The organism is Streptomyces sp. CAU 1734, from assembly GCF_039888735.1.
GTDB lineage: Bacteria > Actinomycetota > Actinomycetes > Streptomycetales > Streptomycetaceae > Streptomyces.
Window position 1 is genome coordinate 39,060 of the sequence record NZ_JBDQQP010000011.1, and the last position, 20,835, is coordinate 59,894.

A 20,835-nucleotide genomic window follows, 5' to 3' on the forward strand; every position below is an offset into this window, starting at 1 on the left:
CGGTCCATGAGCCGCTGGGGCACGCTGCCGATGAGCCGCATCGATTCGTTCGATGGACAGGAGCCGGAGCGCGCACCGGCCGAGGGCGAGGTGGGACCGCGCGGGGACCGCGAGGCCGCTCACCCGTCGGCCGCGCACTCGCCCGCGACCGGCGAGTCCGGCCCCGGCCCGGCCTCGCTCGCTCCCCGGCCTGTGCACCCCTTGTCAGATTCCTGTCAGATTCCGCGGCCGGAACAACCCGTGACGGCACGTCAGCATCTCTGCTGTTGCGGGGGGTGCCCCTGGGGCTCCCGGGGCGCTGAAGCATGACCGATGACGAGGAGACACCATCGTGAGACAGGTCTCACGCGCACTGACGGCCGCCCTGGCGGCCGTGGCGCTGGCCGCGAGTGCGCCGGGGCCGGCGCATGCGCGACCGGCCGCCGAGCCCATACCCGGCTCGGCCCCGGGCACGCTCGGGGAGCAGCTGCCGAAGGGGTGGCGCATCGCCGGCGGCGCCCTGGTCTGGAGCTCGCCCGAGCCCGTGGGCACGGGCAGCGCCCTGGTCGAGTTCCGTTCGGGGGAGCGGAGCCTGGGATTCCCGAAGCCCTCCGACGACCACCGCACCTTCCGGCTCCCCATCGACCGGGCGCTGATCGGACCGGCGAGCGAACTCCGGGTCCTCGCCGGATCGCGTCCGCTGGACGCGGCGGGAGCCGACCGGTCATCCACCGAGCGGCGCTCGCGCGGCGCGGCGGCGCCCGAGGCCCCGCTCCCCGCCAACCAGGTCGACCCCGGCATCGCCGGGAAGTACCGCACCACCACCGGTGAGTACGGGCTGAAGCCGGTCGCGCTGCCGGGCTTCGCGCACCCGGTGGAGATGCGCGCCACGGTCGTCGGACCGGTGAACGCGCCGGGCAAGCGGCCACTGGCCCTCTTCCTCCACGGCCGCCACTCCACCTGTTACGAGCCCGCCGAGCGGAGCCCCGCGATGGCGTGGCCCTGCGCGCCGGGCCAGAAGGAGATACCGAGCCACCGGGGCTATCTGCACGACCAGAAGCGCCTGGCGTCCCAGGGTTATGTGACGATCTCGATCTCCGCCAACGGCGTCAACGCCCAGGACCACGAGGCCGCCGACGCCGGTGCGCAGGCCCGTTCGTCCCTGGTGCGCCGCCACCTCGCCCAGTGGGCCCAGTGGGGCGCGAAGCCCGCGAAGGCCCCCGCGGCCGTGCGCGCGGTGGACCCCGCCGACCTCTCCAAGGTGCTCCTGGTCGGCCACTCCCGGGGCGGCGAGGGCGTCAACCGGGCGGCACTCGACAGCGTCTCACCGCCCCCGCCCGCCGAGGACGGCTACCGGGGCCGGGTCGACTGGCGGATCCGCGGCACCGTACTGATCGGACCCACGATCTTCGGCCAGAACCCCGCGCCCGACGTGCCCTCCATGACCATTCTGCCGGGGTGTGACGGCGATGTGAGCGATCTTCAGGGGCAGGTCTACATCGACGGCACCCGGGGCGTCGGCCGGGGCACCGCACTGCACAGCTCCGTCTACATGGTCGGCGCCAACCACAACTACTTCAACACCGAGTGGACACCCGGCCAGGCCGAGGCCCCGGCCGCCGACGACGTCTGGGACGACGCGAGCCCGGTCTGCGGGCCCACCGCCGGGCACCGGCTGAGCGCCAAGCAGCAGCAGACGGCGGGCACCACCTACATCGCCGCCGCCGCACGCCTCTTCCTCGCGGGCGACGACCGGGTCCGCCCGCTGCTCGACGGCTCCGGCCGGCGCGCGCCCTCGGCCGGACCCGCCCGGGTGCTGACCCACGCCGTCGGCGGCGCGCGCACCCCGGCGATCCTCCCCGACGCGCCGCTCTCCGTGACGAACGGGCGCGTCTGCCGCCAGGTCACCACGAGCGCCGCCCTCGCCTGCCGTCCGGAATCCCCCATCGGCGCCTCCCCGCACTTCGCGGTCTGGCAGGCGGCCGACGACGAGCCGGGCCGCAACGCGGTCACGGCCCGCTGGACCAAGCCCGGCACCCCGGTCCGGCTGACCCCCGGCCGCGCCTTCTCGCTGGCGGGCTCCGACGCGCTCGCCCTGCGGGTCGTCGTGCCGCCGAACACCCGGGGCACCCGGCTCGACGTCACCCTCACCGACACCTCCGGCAAGCGGGCGAAGCTCGGCCGGGTCACCGCCGACGGCCTCCCCGGCTCCGACTCGACCACCGCGGAGTGGGCGCGTGAGCTCCGCGTACCGCTGAAGGCCGCCGCCGGTCTCGATCTGGCCCGGCTCACGTCGGTCGAGCTCACTCCGCGCGGCGGCGCCGGCGAGTTCTGGCTGATGGACGCCTGGGGCTGGCGCGCCGGCACCCCGGCGGTCCGCCCCCTCCCCCTCCCGCGCGTCGACATCGGCACGCTCAGGACCGAGGAAGGCGACTCCGGCACCCGTACCCACCGGGTGACCGTCCGGGCCACCGGCAAGGGCACCGGCGTGATCAAACTCGCCGTACGCGACCCGGAGACCCACAAGTCCACGGTCCGCACCGTGAAGGTGAAGGCCGGCCGCCCGGTGGACGTATCGGTCACGGTCGAGGGCAACACCCGCTACGACACCGACGCCGACCACACGGTCGCGGCCAAGGCCGTCCGCGGCACAGCGGTCGGCGGCGCCCTCGGCGGTCTGGTCGTGCGGAACGACGACCCCATGCCCACGATCACCGCGACCCCGGTCGCCGAATCGGTCACCGAGGGCACACCGGTCAGCTGGACGATCCGGCTCTCCGAGCCTGCCGACACCACCATCGAGACGCCGCTCGGGCTGCTGCCGGTGACCGGGGGCGCCGAACTGTCCACGAAGGACGTCGACCCGCAGTGGCTCGCCGACCAGTTCGGTCTGCCCGCCGACCCGGAGCAGCCGCTCTCCCGGGACAACTACTTCCTCTGGCCCGTCGTGCCCGAGGGGGAGACGAGCACTCGGGTGTCCATTCCCACGATCACCGACACGGTCACCGAGCCGGAGGAGTCGGTGCGGGCACAGATGCACATCCTCGACAACAACGAATGGCTGGAGGGCCCGATCCTCACGGGGAAGGTCACGGACGCGCCCCGGCGCTGACACCCCCGCGCTGATCGCCCGACCGCACTGACCCGTCCGACCGCGCTGATCGCCCGACCGCACCATCCGATGGCACCGGCCCCGCAGCGGGACCGGTGCCATCGGCATGCCGCCCGCGGCGCAATACAGGATTGATACACGCCCTACGCCGTACCGACGTCTGCCTGCCGGAGAGTGGGCCCGGCGGGCCCGCATGCCCGCGGCAGGGCTCCGGCCAGGCAGTATGGAAGCCGGTGAACAGCGTCGTCGTAGGTGGAGAGGCCCGGAGTGACCGCACAATCGCAGCAGGGGACCGTGCCGGATTCCCCGGACGGCACCGGGCAGCCGGGGCGCATCCCCCTCATCCTCCTGGTGGAGGACGACGAGGTGATCCGTACGGCGGTGTCGATGGCCCTGGAACGCTACGGCTACGTCGTACGGTCGGCCGCCGACGGCCTCACCGGGCTGGAGATGTTCCGGGAACACCAGCCGGATCTGCTGCTGCTCGATGTGATGCTGCCGGAGCTGGACGGCATCGGCCTCTGCCGGAGAGTACGGGAGAGCAGCCTGGCCCCCGTCCTGATGATGTCCGCGCGCGGTGACTCCCTGGACGTGGTCTCCGGCCTGGAGGCGGGCGCCGACGACTATGTGGTGAAACCGGTGGACACCCCCGTACTGGTGGCCCGGATCCGCGCGCTGCTCCGCCGCACCACCTTCACCCCCGACTCCGCCGATTCCCCCGGCCCCTCCGACCACGCCCCGGCCCCACCCCGTGACCTGCTCGTCTTCGGCGATCTGACGGTGGACACCCGAGGTCTTGAGGTGCGCCGAGGCGGTGAACCCGTCGCCCTCGCGCCCACCGAACTCCGGCTGCTGCTGGAGTTCGCCGCCCACCCCGGAATCGTGCTGGACCGGCAGACACTGCTGCGCAATGTCTGGGACTACGGATGGGACGGCGACAGCCGGGTCGTCGACCTCTGTGTGCAGCGGCTCCGCCGGAAGATCGGCCCGGACCGTGTCGAGACCGTCCGCGGCTTCGGCTACAAGCTGCGGCGCTGACGGCGATGAGCGTATGGAACTGGAGATCACTGCGCTGGCAGATCGCCGCCCTGGTGATCGCCGCGTCCTGTGCGGTGGCGCTGGTCATCGGCGGTCTCGTGCACCGGTCCACCGAGGACCGCAACTTCGTCAATGGTGAGAGCCATGCCCTGTACGAGCTCCGCAAGGTGGTGCGGGCGTACAAGGCGAACGGCTGGCTCAACGATGTGGTGACCAACCCGGCCGAGATGCCGCCCGGACTGGTCCGCCTGGTGGAGGGCACCCGGAAGCCGGTCACCTTCTACGACACGGAGAGCCGGCACGGCCCCTGGATGTGGGCCGCGCAGCCCGTGGACGACCTGGTGCTCACCGCCCATGTGGACATGGGCTCCGCCGAGCGGAATCTGGCCGCCCTGAACCGCACCACCATCAAGATCTCGGCGGCCACCCTCGCCGTGATCGTCCCCGTCTCCTTCCTCCTCACCGAACTCCTCAGCCGCCGGCTCCGCCGGGTGGCGCGCACCGCCCGGCGCATCGCCGGCGGCGAACTGGACACCCGCACCGGAGCGGCCGGACGGGCCGGCGACGAGATCACCGAGATCGCCGGCGCCATCGACTCGATGGCGCACAACCTCCAGGAGCGGCTCCGCAATGAACAGCGGTTCACCGCCGATGTCGCCCATGAGCTGCGGACCCCGCTGATGGGCCTGGTCACCTCCACCGAACTGCTCCCCGAGGGCCGGGCGACCGAGCTGGTACGGGACAGGGTCCGCGTGCTGCGCGGACTGGTCGAGGACCTGCTGGAGATCTCCCGGCTGGACGCGGGCGCCGAGGCGGCCGACACACGGCCGGTGCCGGTGGGCAGCGTCGTCGAGGCATCGGTGGCCCGGACCGGACAGCCGACCGGCATCGTGGTGGCCGACAACCGGCGGCTCCCGACCGACCCCCGCCGCCTGGACCGCATCATCGCCAATCTCGTGCTCAACGCGCACCGCCACGGCGGCCTCCCGGTCGAGGTCCGGGTGGACGGCGCCACCGTGACGGTGCGCGACCACGGCCCCGGCTTCCCCGCATCGCTGCTGGCGGACGGCCCCCGGCGATTCGTCACCGGCGCCTCGGAGCGCGGCCACGGCCACGGCCTGGGCCTGACCATCGCCCTGGGCCAGGCCGGGGTCATCGGCGCGGCGCTCACCTTCGCCAACGCGCCGGACGGCGGAGCGGTCGCCGTCCTGCGCCTCCCCGAGCCGGACCCCCTCGCGGACTGACACCCCACGCGCCCGGCTCCCCACGCCCGACACCCCACGGACCGATACACGGCGGACACAGAGCCGAGCGCTTGCCGACAACCCGCCTCCGTGACCCGGACACACCGCCCTCGCAGGGTGGCTGACATGCGCATTCGCGCCCGTCAGCCCCCGGAGGCAGCCATGCACGTCATCCCGTCCGATCACGCTCCCTCATCCGGTCGGGCCCCGGCCCCTCACATCCCGCCCCCCACCCGGCGCCCGGTGACACGCGTCCCCGCCACGGTGCTCTGGGGCACGGTGACGGCACTGATCGTCGCGGCCCTCGGCGGCCGGCTCGTCAGCGCGGAGACGGGACCGGACGGCCGGCACAGCGAGGCACCCGCCTCCATCACCGGGCAGCTGTCGCTGCCGTGGCCGGAGAGCGGCCAGGCGAGTGTGCTCGACACGGGAAGCGGCCGGACGGGAACGAGCGGTGAGCAGACCCCCGTACCCATCGCCAGTGTCACCAAGGTCATGACCGCCCATGTCATCCTCACCGGCCACCCGCTGCGCGAGGGCGAGTCCGGCCCGCTCATCACCGTCGACCAGCAGGCCCAGGACGAATCCGCCTCCCTCGTGGAGTCGACCGCCCGCGTCGAGGCGGGGCAGCGGCTCAGCCAGCGCAGGCTGCTGGAGCTGCTGCTGCTCCCCTCCGGCAACAACATCGCCCGGCTGCTGGCCCGCTGGGACGCGGGCAGCGAGAGCGCCTTCGTCGCGAAGATGAACCGCGCCGCGGCGAAGCTCACGATGAAGCGCACCAGCTACACCGGCCCGAGCGGCTTCGAACCCACCACCACCAGCACCTCCGGGGACCAGCTGAAGCTCGCCCGCGAGGCCATGCGCGACCCGGTCTTCCGGTCGATCGTCGCCACCCGCCAGGTCGACGCCGGCGGCGTCACGGGCACCGTCACCAACACCAACAAGCTCCTCGGCACCCACGGCGTCATCGGCATCAAGACCGGATCGAGCACCCCCGCCGGCGGCGCCCTGATGTGGGCCGCGACCGCCGAACGCGGCACGATCCTCGGCGTCGTACTCCACCAGAGGCCGAACACCACCCCCGCCGAGGGACTCGACGCCGCCTACGACGCCACCGAGCGTCTCGTCACCGCCGCCCGCCGATGACCAACACCGCGCCCGCCGCCGCCCCCGCACCCCGCCGCGTCGACTGGAGCCGGGGCAAATGGCCCGCCGCGGCCTGCGTCCTGTACGCCGCCGCCCTGCTCGCCCACCCCCTGCTCCCCAACGGCGAGCGGAACAGCGGCAGCCTGATCGAGACCTTTCTGCCCTGGTCGGCGCTGGCGATCGTCCCGCTGCTCCTGATCGCCCTGCTCCGCCGCTCCCCGCTGGCCCTGGCCGCCGTACTTCTCCCCTCCCTGACCTGGCTCGCCCTGTTCGGGAACTCCCTGACCGACAAGCGCGACAGGGCCGGGGAGCTGACCGTCGTGAGCCACAACATCGGCGCGCACAACCGGGATCCGGCCGCCGCCGCCCGCGCACTCGCCGGCACGGGCGCCCAGATCATCGCGGTCCAGGAACTCTCCCCCGAGGCGAAGGACACCTTCCACCGGGCACTTCCGCCCCGCTACCGGCATCACACGGTCCAGGGCGGAGTGGGCCTGTGGAGCACCTACGAGATGACCGCCGCGGCCCCCGTCGACATCATGCCGTGGCCCCGCGCCCTGCGCGCCACCCTCACCACCCCGAAGGGCCCCGTCACCGTCTTCGTCGCCCACCTGGCCTCGGTCCGCGTCACCCCGGAATCCGGCTTCACCACGAGCCGGCGCGACGCCGCCGCCCACCTGCTCACGGAGGCGGTCAAGCGCGACCGCACCCCGAGAACCCTCGTGGTCGGCGACTTCAACGGCACCCCCCACGACCGCGGCCTGTCCGCCCTCCGCCGCGGAATGACCTCCGCCCAGGACACCGCGGGCTCCGGCTTCGGCTTCAGCTGGCCCGCCCGCTTCCCCCTGGCCCGCATCGACCACATCCTCTCCCGCGGCCTCCACCCGACCTCCGCCCACACCCTCCCGGCCACGGGGAGCGACCACCTTCCGGTGTCCGCGTCCTTCAGCTTCTGACGGGATGTCCCCGAGGCGAGCGGGATTTGCCGGCCGCCCGTCCCGCGGCCACGGTCACACACCTCGTGCGCCGCGGTGGGCGATGGCCGCCCGTCACACCCGGATCCGGCCGAGAAAGGGGCTCGGATTCCCGTGCCAGGAGACCCGCAGCGCCTCCCGTGCCCGTGTGCAGGCGACGAAGAGCAGGCTCAGCTCACCCAGCAGATCCTCCCGGTGCTGCTGGGCGTCCACCTCCTCCGCCGTGACCGCGTTGCGCAGCGGTACGACCCCGTCGCTCACCCCGGCGGCGGCCACACAGCGGAACTCCAGCCCCTTCATCCGGTGCATGGTCCCGATCCGGACACCGTCACCGACCTTCGACGACGAGCCCAGCAGACTCGCCGGCAGCCCGGACCGCTCCAGCGCCTTGGCGATGTCCTTGCCCAGCTGGGTGAAGCGCACCGCGATCCCGATCTCGCTCGGGGCTACATCGGACCCGGTCCACTCACCGATCTGGGCCACCAGCGCCGCGATCTCCTCGGACTTGGTGGCCGACCCCAGCAGTCGCGGCGGCGGACCCTGGTAAGTGGAGCGATAGCCGGTCAGCGAGTCGTCGCCGCCGTCCATGTCGTCCACCTGTTCTCCCGTCAGCAGGGCGGTGGACCAGGCAAGGATCTCCCGTGTGGTGCGGTAGTTGATCCGCAGGCGGGCAGAGCGGCCGGTCACCTCGATACCGAGGCTGCGCAGCGACACCTTGTTGCCGTAGATCCGCTGATGAGTGTCGCCCGCGATGAACAGATCGTCGGGACCGGGCCGGACCAGCGCCCGCAGCAGCCGCCACTGCGCCGGATGCAGATCCTGGGCCTCGTCGACCACGACATGGCGGTACGGACGGTCCTCGCCCCGCCTCTTCAGCACCTCGGTGGCCTCGGCGCACACCTGGAGGAAGGTCCACTCGGCCGATTCGCGCAGTTCCCGAGTGAAGGCGTCCACCGCCCGCCACACCTGGGCCCGCTTCAGCGGGCCCAGAGGCGTGCCGCGCCCGCTTCTGGACGCCCGGAGGTACACCTCGGGGGAGCGCAGGTCCTGGGCGAGGACGACCTGCCGCCACTCCTGGTCGAGGAAGACATCGGTGTACTCGACACCGAGCCGTTCGGCGATACGGGCCCAGCGTGCCGAGATGTCCCGCTGCGCGGTGACGATGTTGAGCGGTGCGCCGCGATCCTCCCGTACGAGCTGATTGGCCAGCGCGTCCACATTGGCGACCCGGATCCTCGCCCGCAGTTCCGGTTCGGGGATCAGCAGTTCCAGACTGTGACGGAGATCGGTTGCGAGATCCCGGGTGTAGGTGGTGAGCAGGATCGACTCGTCGGGGGCGTCCGCCGGAAGCCCGCGGGCCAGATGCAGGGCTCGGTGCAGGGCGACCACGGTCTTGCCCGTACCCGGGCCGCCCGTGACGCGTGCCGGACCCTTGTAGGACGGGTGGTAGGCGACCTTCTGCTGGCTCGGGTGCAGAAAGATCCGCCAGGCGTCGAAGGGCCGGGTCAGGATGTCCAGCAATTCGTCCGGGCCGGAGACCAGCGCGATCCGGCCCTGCGAGCGGGCCATGGCGGCCGACAGTTCGTCCGGCCGGCCGGCCCGCTCCGCCGACCCGTCGCCCGGCCGCCGGGGTTCGGCGGCGGGTGCCCGCACCAGTTGCGCGAGAACCACCTCGCGCCACACTTCCTCCGGCTCCATCCCGGCGGCGAGACCCGCCAGCACGTCGTACTGCTGCTCGGGGAGGATCTTGGCCAGTGCGTCGAGCTGGGCCTCGTCGCTGAGGTGACGCACCAGCGGGAGCAGATCCGCGTCAACTCCGAGACGCACCAGGTCCTTCTCGGACACATTCGCGAAGAGTCTGCGGCTCCCCTCTCCCGCCAGCTCCCGGACACCGGCGGTCGCGCGCTCCAGAGCGACATCGTCGCGCAACTCGATGCCCTGGGTGGCGGAGTTCACCGTCACCCGGTGCTTCACCGCCCAGGCGATGGCGTCGTCGTGCGGCATGACCTTGAGCAGCAGGAAACTGCCGCCCGACTCCGGGGCCAGAACCACACCGCGCATGAACTGGGTTATGCGGATGGTACGGATGCGCGGATCCCTGGCCTTCTCCAGTTTCTCCAGGTGAAGCCCGGCGTGCCGGTGCTCCCGAAACTTGTCGAAGACCTCGTGAACACGCTTCTGGACCGGCTTCTCCAGCCTGGCGAACTCCATCAGGAAGTCCTTGTGGATTCCCAGCGTCGCCATGCAGCCCCCCGTTGGCCTGGTTCGTCGACTCTCTCCGGTCACCGTACCCGGATGAGGGAGAATGTCGCTCCGGCTCGGACGGTGTGGGGGAGAGACAGCACGTGCAGGCTCGCGAAGTCACGTTCAGCAAACTCGTCGAGGGCGAGAAGCAGTTCCAGGTTCCGCTCTACCAGCGCACCTACAGCTGGGAGGAGGAGCAGCTCCGCCAGCTCTGGGACGACATGGGGGAGCTGGTCGACGACCGCCTGGAGGGCAGGGAACCGCACGCGCACTTCCTCGGCTCCGTCGTCCTGGCCCCGGACGGTGTCGTCGCCGGTGGAATGCAGCGCTGGCTCGTGGTCGACGGCCAGCAGCGCCTGACCACTCTGATGCTCGTCTGCACGGCCCTCCGTGATCACTACCGTGCCCGGGGCGAGGACCGCAAGGCCAACCGCATCCACGATCTCCTGCTGGTCAACGGCTACCAGGACGGCGACGACCACTACCGGCTGCTGCCCACACAGGCCGACCGGGCCGCCTTCACGGCCTGCGTCCACGCCCGGCCCCAGGCCGGTGGGGCGGGCAACATCGGAGCCGCCTACCGGTTCTTCCGCGGCGCCCTGTCGGCGGGGGAGGAGAGCCGCGGCGAGAGGTGGACCGATGAGATGGGCGCGGTCATCGGCGATGGTCTGTCGATCGTCTCGATCACCGCGTCCGAGGGCGACAACGTCTACCGGATCTTCGAGTCCATCAACAACACCGGTGTCGGTCTCAGCCAGAGCGACCTGCTGCGCAACTACCTGTTCATGTATCTGCCGACCAGGGGTGAGGCGGTCTACCGCGACCTCTGGCTGCCCATGCAGAAACTCCTCGGGCCGGCCAACCTCGAACTCCTCGTCTGGCTCGACCTGGTTGTCGCGGGCGACAGCCGGGCCAAGCAGAGCGATGTCTATCGGGATCAGAAGAGACGCCTGGAACCTCTCACCCGCGACGAGGCCGCGCTGGAGGCGGAGATCGCCGTACTCGCCGCCCGGGCGGGCCGGCTGATGCGGATCCGCGAACCCGGGCGGGAGGGCGACCCGGAGCTGCGCGAGGTCCTGGAACGGCTCGCCCGGTGGGGCGGCCAGGTTCACTACCCGCTGGCGCTGTGGCTGCTCGACCTGGTCGACAGCGGGGAGACCGGTGCGCCGGAGGCCGCCGAGGCACTGCGCTGCGCCGAGGGCTATCTGGTCCGGCGGCTGCTGGCGGGTCTCTCCACCACGGGTAACAACCGCGTCTTCATGGAGCTGCCCAGAGAGGTGGAGAAGGGCGGCTCCCCGGCCGAGGGCGTCCGCCGGTATCTGTCGAGGAACAAGACGGGAGCGCGCTCCTGGCCAGGGGACGAGGCGCTCCGCGAGGCGATCCGAACCCGCCCGTTCTACCGGACGGGCCGGGCCGCCCAGCGCTTCCAGGTGCTCCGGCGGCTGGAGGAGAGCCATGCGACGAGCGAACCCGTCGACTACGCCAGGGCGCGGCTGACCGTCGAGCACGTACTGCCGCAGAACCCCGCACAACAGTGGTTCGACCTGCTCGCCGAGGAGACGGAGGACGGCGAGAGTTCCGGCGAACTCCATGAGCGTCTCGTCCACACCCTGGGCAATCTCACCCTCTCCGGTGACAATGCCCGGCTCTCCAACCACCCCTTCCACCGCAAGCAGGAGATCCTCGACTCCAGCGCCCTGCGGATGAACCAGCACATCGCCGCAGAGGAACGCTGGGGTCGGCGGGAGATCCTGGCCCGCGCCGACGAACTGGCCGAGCGGGCCGTACGGCTGTGGCCCGGCCCCGTGGAGGAACTCGTCCGGGCCGACGACGAATGGGCGGGCTGGAAGGAGCTGCGGGCGGCGCTGTCGGCGATGCCCGCGGGGACCTGGACGGCCTACGGAGACCTCGCGGCGCTCATCGGCACCCACGCCAAGCCGGTGGGCCAGCACATCACCGCCCATCCCGGACTGCACGGCGCACACCGTGTCCTGACCGCCGACGGCCGGATCTCGGCGGGATTCCGCTGGTCCGACGAGCGGCGCACGGACGATCCCCGGGAACTGCTGGAGGCCGAGGGAATCCCCTTCAGTCACTTGGGCCGGGCCCGCCCCTCCCATCGGCTGACCGCCGGGGACCTGCGCACACTGCTGGGCCGGGAGCCGGCCGACGAGCCAGCCCCGGTCCCGGACAGCACCACGAGCGAGCAGCACCGGGCCGCCGACCGGTTCGAGGACCAGCTCCGGGCCAACCATCGGCCCGAGACCGTGGCGGGCGTACTGGGCGCGCTCCGCTTCTGGGAGGAGCAGGGCGGCCGGCGCGCGTACGGCGAAGCGAGCGAGACGAGCTGCTTCCCGATGGTGGACGTGGACCCGGCCGGCTCGGCGCGCACACTGTGGCCGTTCGCCCTTTACCCGGTGTCGGGCACGGTCGAGGTCGTCTTCCAGTATCTGAAGCGGCGTCCGCCGTTCGACGACGAGCCGCTGCGGCGGGAGCTGATGACTCTGCTGAACCGCATCGAGGGCATCGACCTGGCCGAGGCGAAACTGGATCTGCGGCCCTCGTTCCCCCTGGAGGTGTTCGCCGAACGGAGCGAGGCGCTCTGCTCGGTCCTGGAGTGGTTCGTCCACACCGTGGCCCTGGCGGAGGCCCGCCGCCCCATGGACGACGATCCGGTCACGCGGAGCTGACACCGACCCCGGCGCGCAGCCGTGGGCCCGGCCGTCCGGCCGGGCCCACACCCCGGCCACATCTCAGCCCGGCAGCGGTACCAGCACACCCCGCCGCTGAAGATCGCGTATGTGCTCGGCGGCCCGCCGGGGCGCGTCACCGCCCCTGACCAGCACTCCCGCCTCCAGATTCCGCCGCACCCCCGACTCGGTCAGGTTCGCGCTGCCCAGCAGCAGCACCTGCCGGTCGGCGACCGCCAGTTTGGCGTGCTGTCGCGCCCGCCGGTGCTCACGGCGTTCCGGGGCCCAGTGCCACAGACGTATCCCCGGTACGCCCGCGAACGCCTCGGCCGGTTCCGGCCCGCTGAGCAGACCGGCCGCGCCCGCGTTGGTCTCGACCACCACATGCACCTCCACACCCCGGCCGACGGCGGCCAGCAGCGCCGCCGTGAGCGGTGCCCAGGGCCGGGCGGAGTACGTCATCGCCAGCAGTTCGCGCTCCGCCCCGCCCACCACCTCGGCGAGCACGCGCGCGGTGGGACGCACCGGGACGCCCGGTGTGGCGGGCCCGCTCCACACCGTGGTGACCTCGGTGTCCTGAGGCCGCTTGGCCAGACCGGCGACAAAGCCCCGCAGATAGGCGGCTGCCTCCGGAGCGGACACACCCTCCCGCCGCAGCGCCGCGTACACCTCCGCTATGGCCTCGCTCGCGGCCTGCTCCGGAATCGCGAGGAGGGCATGCTCCAGGCTCTGCCCCCGGGCGAGCACGCCCACCAGGTCCTTCGTTCGCGCCGACCCCAGGACCGCGGCGACGGTCCGCGCCGCCGCCTCGAATCCCTTCCGGCTCACGGCCGCAACGCCACGGGCGTCAGCACCTCGCCCGTCTCATCCCCCAGCGGCACCAGGAAGCGCCGGTCGAGGAAGCGGTTGCCGCGCTCGCAGGTCGTCTCGGAGACGAAGAGGCAGGCATGGCAGGCGGCGCCGTGCAGGGTGTCCGCCGGGTCGCGCGGCAGCCGTTCCGAGCAGAGCGGATCGGAGGAACAGCGGGCCGCGTCCCGCAGCGCCCGCCGCACGATCCGCTCGAAGTGCGGATCCTCCGCGAGGGAGACCAGCCCGCCGAGAGTGCCCTCCGAGTCGGGCACCGCGGTGTAGATGAGGATGCCCGTGTGCGGGTTCAGCTCATCGCCCGCGTAGATCCGCTCCCCGAGGCTGGCCGAGCTGTATCCGCACTCCAGGGAGATGGTGCGGATCAGCAGATGCGAGAGCGTGTGCAGGGCGATGAACCGCTCCCCGGGCCACCCCTGCATGGGGTCGAACGCCCCGCTCAGCCGGTCCGACTTGCGGTTGGTGCGGAACCGCGCGAACGCCTCCCGGTGCGCCTGCATCGAGGACGACCCCCGCATCCGGCCCTCCCACTCGGCCATCAACTCCTCGTCCACCCGCAGGAAGACCCCCTCGCCGCGCACCTCGCTGGCGGGCACCCAGTTCTGGGAGGTGCGCCACAGCCGGACCGGCCGGCCGATGTCCGGGGTCTCGTGATCAGGCGCGTCGAGCCTGGTGAAGCCGATCAGCGCGCGCGCCTCGCGCAGCCGCTGCACCTGCCGCACGTCGGAGAAGAGCCCACCGAGGGCGGTGGGCACCGTCACCTCTTCGAGCGCGAAGTCGTCGGACGGATCCGGCACCGGGGTCGCCGAGAGCACCGCCCACTCGGGGCTGAGCAGATCGCCCGGCCCCTGCGAGGCCCCTTGCGAGTCCTCCGTCCCGTCCGTCCGCCCCGCCAGCCGGTCACGGTGCGCCCGGATCGCGGCGAGGACCGCGTCGGCGTCGTACGTCTTCAGATAGGCATAGGCGGGCAGGCCGGTGAAGGCGTCGAGAATCGGGCGCGAGGTGATGGTCTGGAGCTCGACCCAGCGCGATTCCACCAGATCGGGCAGGTTCTCGTCCTTCGAGGGCGGCAGGGCGAGGGTGCTGAGGGTGATCGGGAACCACTGGTTGGACGCGCCGGCGACCATCAGGATCGCCTGCTCCTCGCATCCGTCGCTCTCGTAACTGCCCAGATGCGGGTGACGCCCCCGGCAGCGGGGAAGATTGCGCCGCCCCCGCTCACCCATGGCGTCGCGGATGTTGCGCGGCTCACCGCAGGCGACACACTCCAGCGTCACATTGGCCGCCTGGTTGCCTCCGTGGTCCTTCATCCTGAGCAGCGGCCTGGGGGACTTGGCACAGGCACCGCCGTGGTGGACGAACGGTGTGTACGGGAACTCGTCCAGATGGCCGGACGCGCAGACCAGGGTGAAGCGGGCCGCCACGGCGAGCGGCTTGCTCCGCTTGCAGTCGTGGACGAACTTCGCCTCGTGCGGTGTGCGCGGGTTGTTGTTGACGAAGATGAAGGTCTGCGCGTCGATGGGCGCCAGCACATTGCACGCCGTGCACCGCAGCCACTGCGGGAAGGGCGTCACGGGTACCCCGACCTGCTGTGCGGCCCAGTCCTTGGGGGAGGTGTCGGCCCCCTCCATCCAGGGCGCGGAACGCAGTTCGTCGATCCGGGCACTGCCGTACAGCTGGAGGGCACGGTTGACGGCGGTGCGCAGCCGGGGCTCCTCGACCGTGTATCCGGCGAGCCCCTGGTGGCTCCACGACTCCAGACCTTTGACCAGAACGGAGAAGTTGGGCAGGTCGATCAGCGAGCCGACGCCCGCCGTGTACATCAGATGGCTGGGCCGTGCCGCACCCACGCGCCGGTAGTGGTTTCCGCTCATCGTCGTCCCTTTCCGGCCGCGCCGGACGCGGCGTCCCCGTACTCGTCGGCGTTGACCGGTGCGTCCGGTGTTCCCGTGCCGCCGTTCTCCGTCCCGTCGGGCGGCGTGAACCGCCACTCGGGCCCGCCGTGGGTGGCCTGGTCGACGAAGCCTCCACCGGCGGGCAGCAGCAGATTGAGCTCGTTCTCCGTCTCTCTCATGGACATGGGCACGGTGAGCTGATCCCAGCGGGAGCCGTCGGCCCGGTTGAGCAGCCCGTTGACCATCGTGTCCTTCTTCTTCTCCCGGCGGTAGCCGAGCGTGCCCCCGAGCTCGCGCCGTTCGGCCCAGGAGTCCTTCAGTGCCGTGATGCGCTCCTGGAGATACCGCCGCGCGCGGTCCCCGCCGACCCGGTCGGCCCGCTCCAGCATGCGCCGTTCGACCTCCGCCGCGATCGGCCCGGCGAGATCGATGTGATGGGCGTCGGTGTTGCGGGAATGCTCGTACGCGGCATGGCGCAGCGCCGCGATGTACGCCGGAGCGGTCCCCCGGTCCAGTGCCCGCCGGGTGTACGGGGTCACCGAAAGCGCCTCCACCTGGCGGTAGAAGGTGGCGTGGTAGTGCCCGAAGTCCTCGAAGTGGGCCAGGTCGCGCGGCCGGGACCAGTTGTAGAGCGTGACAACCAGACCTGGCCGGCGGGCGTCACGGCCCACCCGGGACGACGCCTGGATGTACTCGGCGGTGTTCTTGGGCTGGCCGACCACGAGCATCAGCCCGAAGCGGGAGACGTCCACCCCGACCTGGAGCATGGAGGTCGCGAGTACGACGTCGATCGCCTGCTTCCGCACCGGAGTCAGCGCGACGCGCGGATCGCGCTTGTCCCGGTGGGCCGCCGCGAATTCCGCGAAGAGCGCCCGCCGCCGCAGCGAGGTGTCCCGCTCGGGGTCGAAGGGTGTCTCCAGCCGCCCCAGCGTGGCGCCGATGTCGGCGGAGGAGATGCGTGATGTCAGCTCCTGAATGCCCAGCATGCCCGCCTTGGTGACGATGCGGTTGGCGATGGTCTCGTGTCCCTTGCGGCTTCCGTTGATCCGCACCCGGGTGGCGATGTCGTCGTCCATGTACCGGCGCATGCCGGCCAGCTCACGGGTGGCGTTGAAGTAGCCCACCAGGGTCATGTACGGGTCTGCCGGGGCGCCGTAGTCGTCGAAGAGCTGCTGGGCTCCGAGCAGCAGGATCTCCGCGACCCTGATCTCCGCCGCCTTGAGCCGCGTGCCGTGGGCGCAGACGCCGAGATAGCGGCGGCCCGGTGTGGCCGGGGTCAGCTCCACCTCGCGGGAGAAGAAGGTGTCGCCGACGTCGAGCACCTGCGGCGGGAAGACCGCGACCTGCCGTGCGAACACCCCCCGCACCTGGTCTGCCGCGCGCTTGGTGGTCGCGGTGGAGGCCACGATCTTCGGGCCCACCTCCTGCCGGTGTCCGGCCGGGTCGGTGAACGCCCAGCCGCACAGCTGGTCCACGGCGGACTCGAAGAGCCCCACGGTGGTGCCCAGCGCCCCGGAGATCAGATGCAGCTCGTCCTGGATGATCAGATCCGGCGGGCGCAGCCGGGTGACCGGCCGCGCGGTCACCGCGTCCAGGCCGCCCTTGCGGTTGTGCCTGCCCCGGCAGCCGGTGCGCTCGTCCAGATCGTCGTGCCGGTATCCGTGCCGGGGGCACCACTCGGTGACCCGCCCGAAGAGCAGCCCCGCGTAACCGTTCCACGGCAGCTGTGCCAGCTTGTCGACGGTGGCGATGACCATCGCGGGCGCGAGCCGGTAGATCTCCTCGTCCACGGTGATCACCGGGATGCCCTCGGAGAATCCCTCGGCGTCCCGGGAGCCGAGGCGCGAGAAGGGACAGCGCTGTTCGCCCTCGCCCCGGGGGCAGTGGAGGAGTACCCGGCGCCGGTCGGCGTCGTACTCCATGTTCGAGTGGGCGGTCAGGCTCTCGCCGCACCAGGGGCAGCTCTGTACCTGGATCACCCGCGCGTGCTTGTCGCTGGAGCTCTCCTTGGCCCCGGCGATCTGCTCCTGTGCCTCGGTGAACCAGTTGGGGGAGACCGAGTTGCCGACCCACAGTCCGATCCGGAACGGTGTCGCGCCCCACCGCCGGTCCCGTACGAACTCCTCGCGCCGCAGCACCTCACATGCGCTGACCAGTGCCGCCGCCCGCTGGAACTGCTGGGCGGTGAGGAGCCGCAGGGTGTACCGCATCAGGACACCGACGCCCGCCCCGCCGTCGCGCGCCTCGGTGCCGCTGCCCACCACACCTTGGAGCCGGCGCAGGGCGAAGGTGTACGCGGCCAGCCCCAGATAGGCCTCCGTCTTGCCACCACCGGTCGGGAAGAACAGCAGATCGACGAGGGCTTCCCGGCCGGTCCCCCGGTGCGGATGGCCGGGCCGGCTCAGCGAGGCCAGGTTCAGCAGGATGAAGGCGAGCTGGAAGGGCCGCCAGCTGGCCGCTTCCTTGCCGCGGCCGTACACCTCGTCGTACGCCTCCTGGTAGGAGACGTTCTCCCGACGGGTGCGCAGATCCGTGATGGCGGTGTTCCGCCGCTGGAGCGCCATCGCGCGGTTGGCGAAACGGAAGGCTTCGAGGGCGTCCGGGTCGGCGCCGAGCGCGTCGATGCCGAACGCGATGCGGTGGCACACCTCCTCGGCCTGGTCCATGGCGGCCTCGGCGGTCACCCGCAGATCCTCGGGCAGCGTCCGAGCACGCTGCCGCTGCTCCCGCAGCCAGATGTCGTAGCCGTCGGAGAGCGGGGCGAGCGCCTTGGCCAGGTCTGCCTGCCGCCCCGGTACGGCGAGCGCCGCCAGCTCGTCCATGCCGAGTTCGAGTCCGCCGAGCAGCGGTTGCTCGGCGGCGGTCGGCGCCGAGGTGGCGGCCACGTCGTACTCCGGCAGCCAGGTGGTGCTGAGCCGGTGGGCCCGCCGCTCACCCTTGCGCGCCTCCACCCTGACCGCCACATTGCGCCCGGCGGCGTGCCGCAGGCTGTTCCGGTACAGCAGCCGCAGCCGCCGTTCCTCCATGTCCCCGGAGGACTCCGCCGCGGCCGGGTCCAGCGGGTCGTCGATGGGCAGGAAGACGGCGGCCCGCTCGTCGGGGAACGCCGTCACCACGATCCGGGTCTGGAAGAGCCACTGGGTGTCCCGCCGCTCCGCCTCGCCCTCGGGCAGCCGGTTGACGAGCGCGATCTCCACCACCCGCAGATCCTCGCCGCCCTCGCCCGCGGCCCGCTCGCGCACCTGTACGTCGAGGAGAATCCCGGACTCCTTCTCCCCCTCCAATACGCGGCTCTGGTCCCCGGTCCTGGTCACGTCGATGTCGCAGGGGTGCTCCACCGGTTCGCGCGACCACGTCAGAGAGCTCCGCCCCTCGTCGGTGAGCTCCGCGGCGAGCGCGTACCGGCCCCAGGACGCTTTGACGGTCAGCGCGCCGACCGAGACGGGGACCACGAAGGACAGCCCCATCGAAGAGGCCCAGATCCTTCCGGACGCCTGCGGGGTGAGCCGCTCCTGGGGCCCGCCCTCGTCCTCCCCGCCGTCGCTCCCGGCACCGACATCGGCGAGCTGGGCCGCGTTCCGCGCGATCCGGGTCGCGGTGTCGCTGCTCTCCGGGCGCGGTCCGAGCATGCCCACGAGATAACGGTCCCGCGGCCCCGCCGACCGCGGCGGCAGGGTCTCCGTCCGCCCGTCCCACGGGCCGAGCAGATCACGTTGGATGTACGTCACCAGTTTGTCGCGCACGCCGTGGGAGCCGCCGGGGAGGAAGGTCTGGGGCACCTCCTTGAAGGGGTGCGGGACGACGGATGGCGAGGCGGGCTGGGACGGCATGGCGATCGGGGCCCTTTCGTGCGGCGGGAGCCGGTGGAGGGAGGCTACCGGGGGTGTGAGGTGAGACCGCTTCTCGGCCGGCGGGCCGTTCGCCGGCCGGGTTCACGAGGTGCGGGTGGGGTTGGCGGCGGAGGCAGGCGGGGCGGGGCATTGCCGGGAGGGTGCGGCGGTCGGCTCCCGGAGGAGGCGACGGGCACCTCTCAGAAGAGGGCGCCGGGTGGAACGAAGAGCCCGTCATCGAAGAGCGGTTCCTGTTCCGGCTCCGGTTCGGCTGATCGCCCTCGAACCGGACCCGGGGGCCGCGGCTCCGGATCGAGGACGATCAGCCGCGCGAGGATGTTCGGGTCCCCGTCCGTCATCGCGTTCAGCCCGGCCAGTGCCTTGGCCCGCATCGCCGTGCGCAGTTGGGGCGGCAGTACCACGCTGACCATCCGCAGCATCCGGTACGCCCCGCTCGCGTCCCGTACCAGGAACCCGAGCTGCGCGCGCCCGGTGCGCGCCAGTACCAGCAGTTCGCAGAGCTGGTGGGCGTCGTCCTCGTCGTACCTGAACCGCATGATCAGGTTGTTCGCGTCCGGATCCTCCGGCGGGAACCCGACCAGCAGGTCGTGCGGGTCCTCCAGGGTCCGGTGTCCGATCCGCACTCGTCCGTCCTGCTTGAACCGCATCGCCGCGGCGGACTCCAGTCCGGCCTCGGCGGTGTAGAGCCACCACGGCTGCGACCCCACCGTCACGGTCCAGCCGAGCTGCCCGGACCCGGAACGGGCCTCCGCGATCCTGCCCATCCACTCCGGGACGATCGCACGCGGCCGCTCGGCGGGCTTGAGCGGCGCGAAATCCTCCTCGGTGAAGACGGCCGTCGACAACGCGGGGTGGCCCGGCGCGCACCAGATGTCAGTGAATGCCCGCAGAAATGACTCGCAGCGGGCGTCCTCGGCCGAACCGAGATCCAGATGGGCCCTCTCCAGCGGAGTGAGTCCCGGAATGAACTCCTCCGCGAGGTGCCGCCCGTACTCCCGTCCGAGGTGGAGAATCGCCTCCGCCGCCGTGCGCAGATCGGGCGGGAAGTCGCCCCGGCCATTCGCCAGGTTGCCCTCCATCACCGTGGCCAGTGACTCGGCCAGCACCCGCTCCCGGTGGACGAGAAGGAGATGCGGCACGGCGCCGAGTTCGGCGGCGCACTCGTCGGCGTACGCTTCGATCTCCTCGTCGAGCCCGTCCCAGTTGGCCAGCATGGTCCGCGCGAAGTCGGCCTCCCGCCCGTCGGTGCGCGCCTCCAGGAAGGCGAGGAACCCCTCGAAAGCGTCGTGGTCCGGTGTGGCGGGGGCCATCAGCCCGCGCCGCCAGATGTCGTCGCTGTCCAGCGACCACCGCTCCCGCAGCTCCCGATGGATCCGTGACCACCCCGCCTCCTCGGCTCGGGTCCAAGCCCAGTGCGCCAGCAGCCCTTCCCCGGCCGGCTCCCGCCACCAGGCGTTCAACAGAGGGAGGGTCGGCTCCCGCAGGGCGAGCCAGAGTGCTTCCACCTCACTGACCCGCTCGGGCGCGTGATGGCCATGCGCTCCGGCCAGCCGGACGAGGTCCCCGGCGACATCGGCGATCTCCTGCCGCTCCATGTCGGCCTGTGCCACCCGGGCGATCACCGTGGCGGCGACGAGATCGCGCGGCCCGAGGTCGTCCGGAATGGCCGAGTCGATCTCCGGTGCGAGCTCACGGAGCAGCCGCGCGAGGTCGCGGGCTACGCCGGCGAACCAGGCGCGGCGCTCCGTGTGGAAATCGCTGGTGTTCCCCCAGTTGGTCATGAGGCAACTCTATGTGC

The 20,835-nt window shown here is 71.9% G+C and carries 11 protein-coding genes; 6 read left to right on the forward strand and 5 right to left on the reverse strand.

Annotated elements, in window-relative coordinates; all coding sequences use genetic code 11:
- The first annotated feature begins 331 nt into the window (after positions 1 to 331).
- The 5 genes from AAFN69_RS21675 (at position 332) to AAFN69_RS21695 (ending at position 7,475) form a co-directional block, all read left to right on the forward strand.
- Positions 332 to 3,091, forward strand: coding sequence for a hypothetical protein (locus tag AAFN69_RS21675; RefSeq protein ID WP_347730297.1), 2,760 nt, complete (start codon positions 332 to 334; stop codon positions 3,089 to 3,091).
- 294 nt (positions 3,092 to 3,385) lie between these two features.
- A complete protein-coding gene (gene cseB, locus AAFN69_RS21680; protein WP_347730512.1) occupies positions 3,386 to 4,129 on the forward strand; it encodes a two-component system response regulator CseB in 744 nt (247 codons plus the stop codon).
- Between the two features lie 5 nt (positions 4,130 to 4,134).
- A complete protein-coding gene (locus AAFN69_RS21685) occupies positions 4,135 to 5,373 on the forward strand; it encodes a HAMP domain-containing sensor histidine kinase (RefSeq protein ID WP_347730298.1) in 1,239 nt (412 codons plus the stop codon).
- A 243-nt stretch (positions 5,374 to 5,616) separates the two neighbouring features.
- Complete coding sequence (locus AAFN69_RS21690; RefSeq protein WP_347730299.1) at positions 5,617 to 6,519, forward strand: D-alanyl-D-alanine carboxypeptidase; 903 nt, start codon at positions 5,617 to 5,619, stop codon at positions 6,517 to 6,519.
- Positions 6,516 to 7,475 carry an endonuclease/exonuclease/phosphatase family protein gene (locus AAFN69_RS21695; protein ID WP_347730300.1) on the forward strand — a complete coding sequence of 320 codons (960 nt, stop codon included), beginning with the start codon at positions 6,516 to 6,518 and terminating at the stop codon, positions 7,473 to 7,475. The genes AAFN69_RS21690 and AAFN69_RS21695 overlap by 4 nt, the downstream gene beginning before the upstream one ends.
- A gap of 93 nt (positions 7,476 to 7,568) precedes the next feature.
- Here the strand turns inward: AAFN69_RS21695 and AAFN69_RS21700 are convergent, their stop codons facing one another.
- On the reverse strand, positions 7,569 to 9,737 hold the full coding sequence (locus AAFN69_RS21700; protein WP_347730301.1) for a UvrD-helicase domain-containing protein: 2,169 nt from the start codon (positions 9,735 to 9,737) through the stop codon (positions 7,569 to 7,571).
- A gap of 101 nt (positions 9,738 to 9,838) precedes the next feature.
- On the opposite strand from AAFN69_RS21700, the gene AAFN69_RS21705 reads away from it, so the two are divergent.
- Entirely contained in the window at positions 9,839 to 12,427 is a 2,589-nt protein-coding gene (locus tag AAFN69_RS21705) for a DUF262 domain-containing protein (RefSeq protein ID WP_347730302.1), read from the forward strand.
- A 63-nt stretch (positions 12,428 to 12,490) separates the two neighbouring features.
- Here AAFN69_RS21705 and drmC read toward each other — a convergent pair whose 3' ends face one another.
- The 4 genes from drmC to AAFN69_RS21725 all read right to left on the reverse strand — a co-directional run bounded on the left by drmC (position 12,491) and on the right by AAFN69_RS21725 (position 20,818).
- Complete coding sequence (drmC, locus tag AAFN69_RS21710) at positions 12,491 to 13,255, reverse strand: DISARM system phospholipase D-like protein DrmC (protein ID WP_347730303.1); 765 nt, start codon at positions 13,253 to 13,255, stop codon at positions 12,491 to 12,493.
- Positions 13,252 to 15,165: a DUF1998 domain-containing protein gene (locus AAFN69_RS21715; RefSeq protein ID WP_347730304.1), complete on the reverse strand. Its 1,914-nt coding sequence runs from the start codon at positions 15,163 to 15,165 to the stop codon at positions 13,252 to 13,254. The genes drmC and AAFN69_RS21715 overlap by 4 nt, the downstream gene beginning before the upstream one ends.
- Positions 15,162 to 19,016 carry a DISARM system helicase DrmA gene (gene drmA, locus AAFN69_RS21720; RefSeq protein WP_347730305.1) on the reverse strand — a complete coding sequence of 1,285 codons (3,855 nt, stop codon included), beginning with the start codon at positions 19,014 to 19,016 and terminating at the stop codon, positions 15,162 to 15,164. Before drmA ends, AAFN69_RS21715 begins: the two co-directional genes overlap by 4 nt.
- A 200-nt stretch (positions 19,017 to 19,216) precedes the next feature.
- The gene (locus AAFN69_RS21725; RefSeq protein WP_347730306.1) at positions 19,217 to 20,818 is read right to left on the reverse strand and encodes a hypothetical protein; all 1,602 of its coding nucleotides are present in this window, start codon (positions 20,816 to 20,818) and stop codon (positions 19,217 to 19,219) included.
- Positions 20,819 to 20,835 lie beyond the last annotated feature (17 nt).

Coding starts and splice junctions, on each gene's coding strand:
- AAFN69_RS21685 (WP_347730298.1), top strand. CDS start 4,135: ATGAGCGTATGGAACTGGAGATCACTGCGCTGGCAGATCGCCGCCCTG.
- AAFN69_RS21695 (WP_347730300.1), top strand. CDS start 6,516: ATGACCAACACCGCGCCCGCCGCCGCCCCCGCACCCCGCCGCGTCGAC.
- AAFN69_RS21700 (WP_347730301.1), bottom strand. CDS start 9,737: ATGGCGACGCTGGGAATCCACAAGGACTTCCTGATGGAGTTCGCCAGG.
- AAFN69_RS21715 (WP_347730304.1), bottom strand. CDS start 15,165: ATGAGCGGAAACCACTACCGGCGCGTGGGTGCGGCACGGCCCAGCCAT.
- drmA (WP_347730305.1), bottom strand. CDS start 19,016: ATGCCGTCCCAGCCCGCCTCGCCATCCGTCGTCCCGCACCCCTTCAAG.
- AAFN69_RS21725 (WP_347730306.1), bottom strand. CDS start 20,818: ATGACCAACTGGGGGAACACCAGCGATTTCCACACGGAGCGCCGCGCC.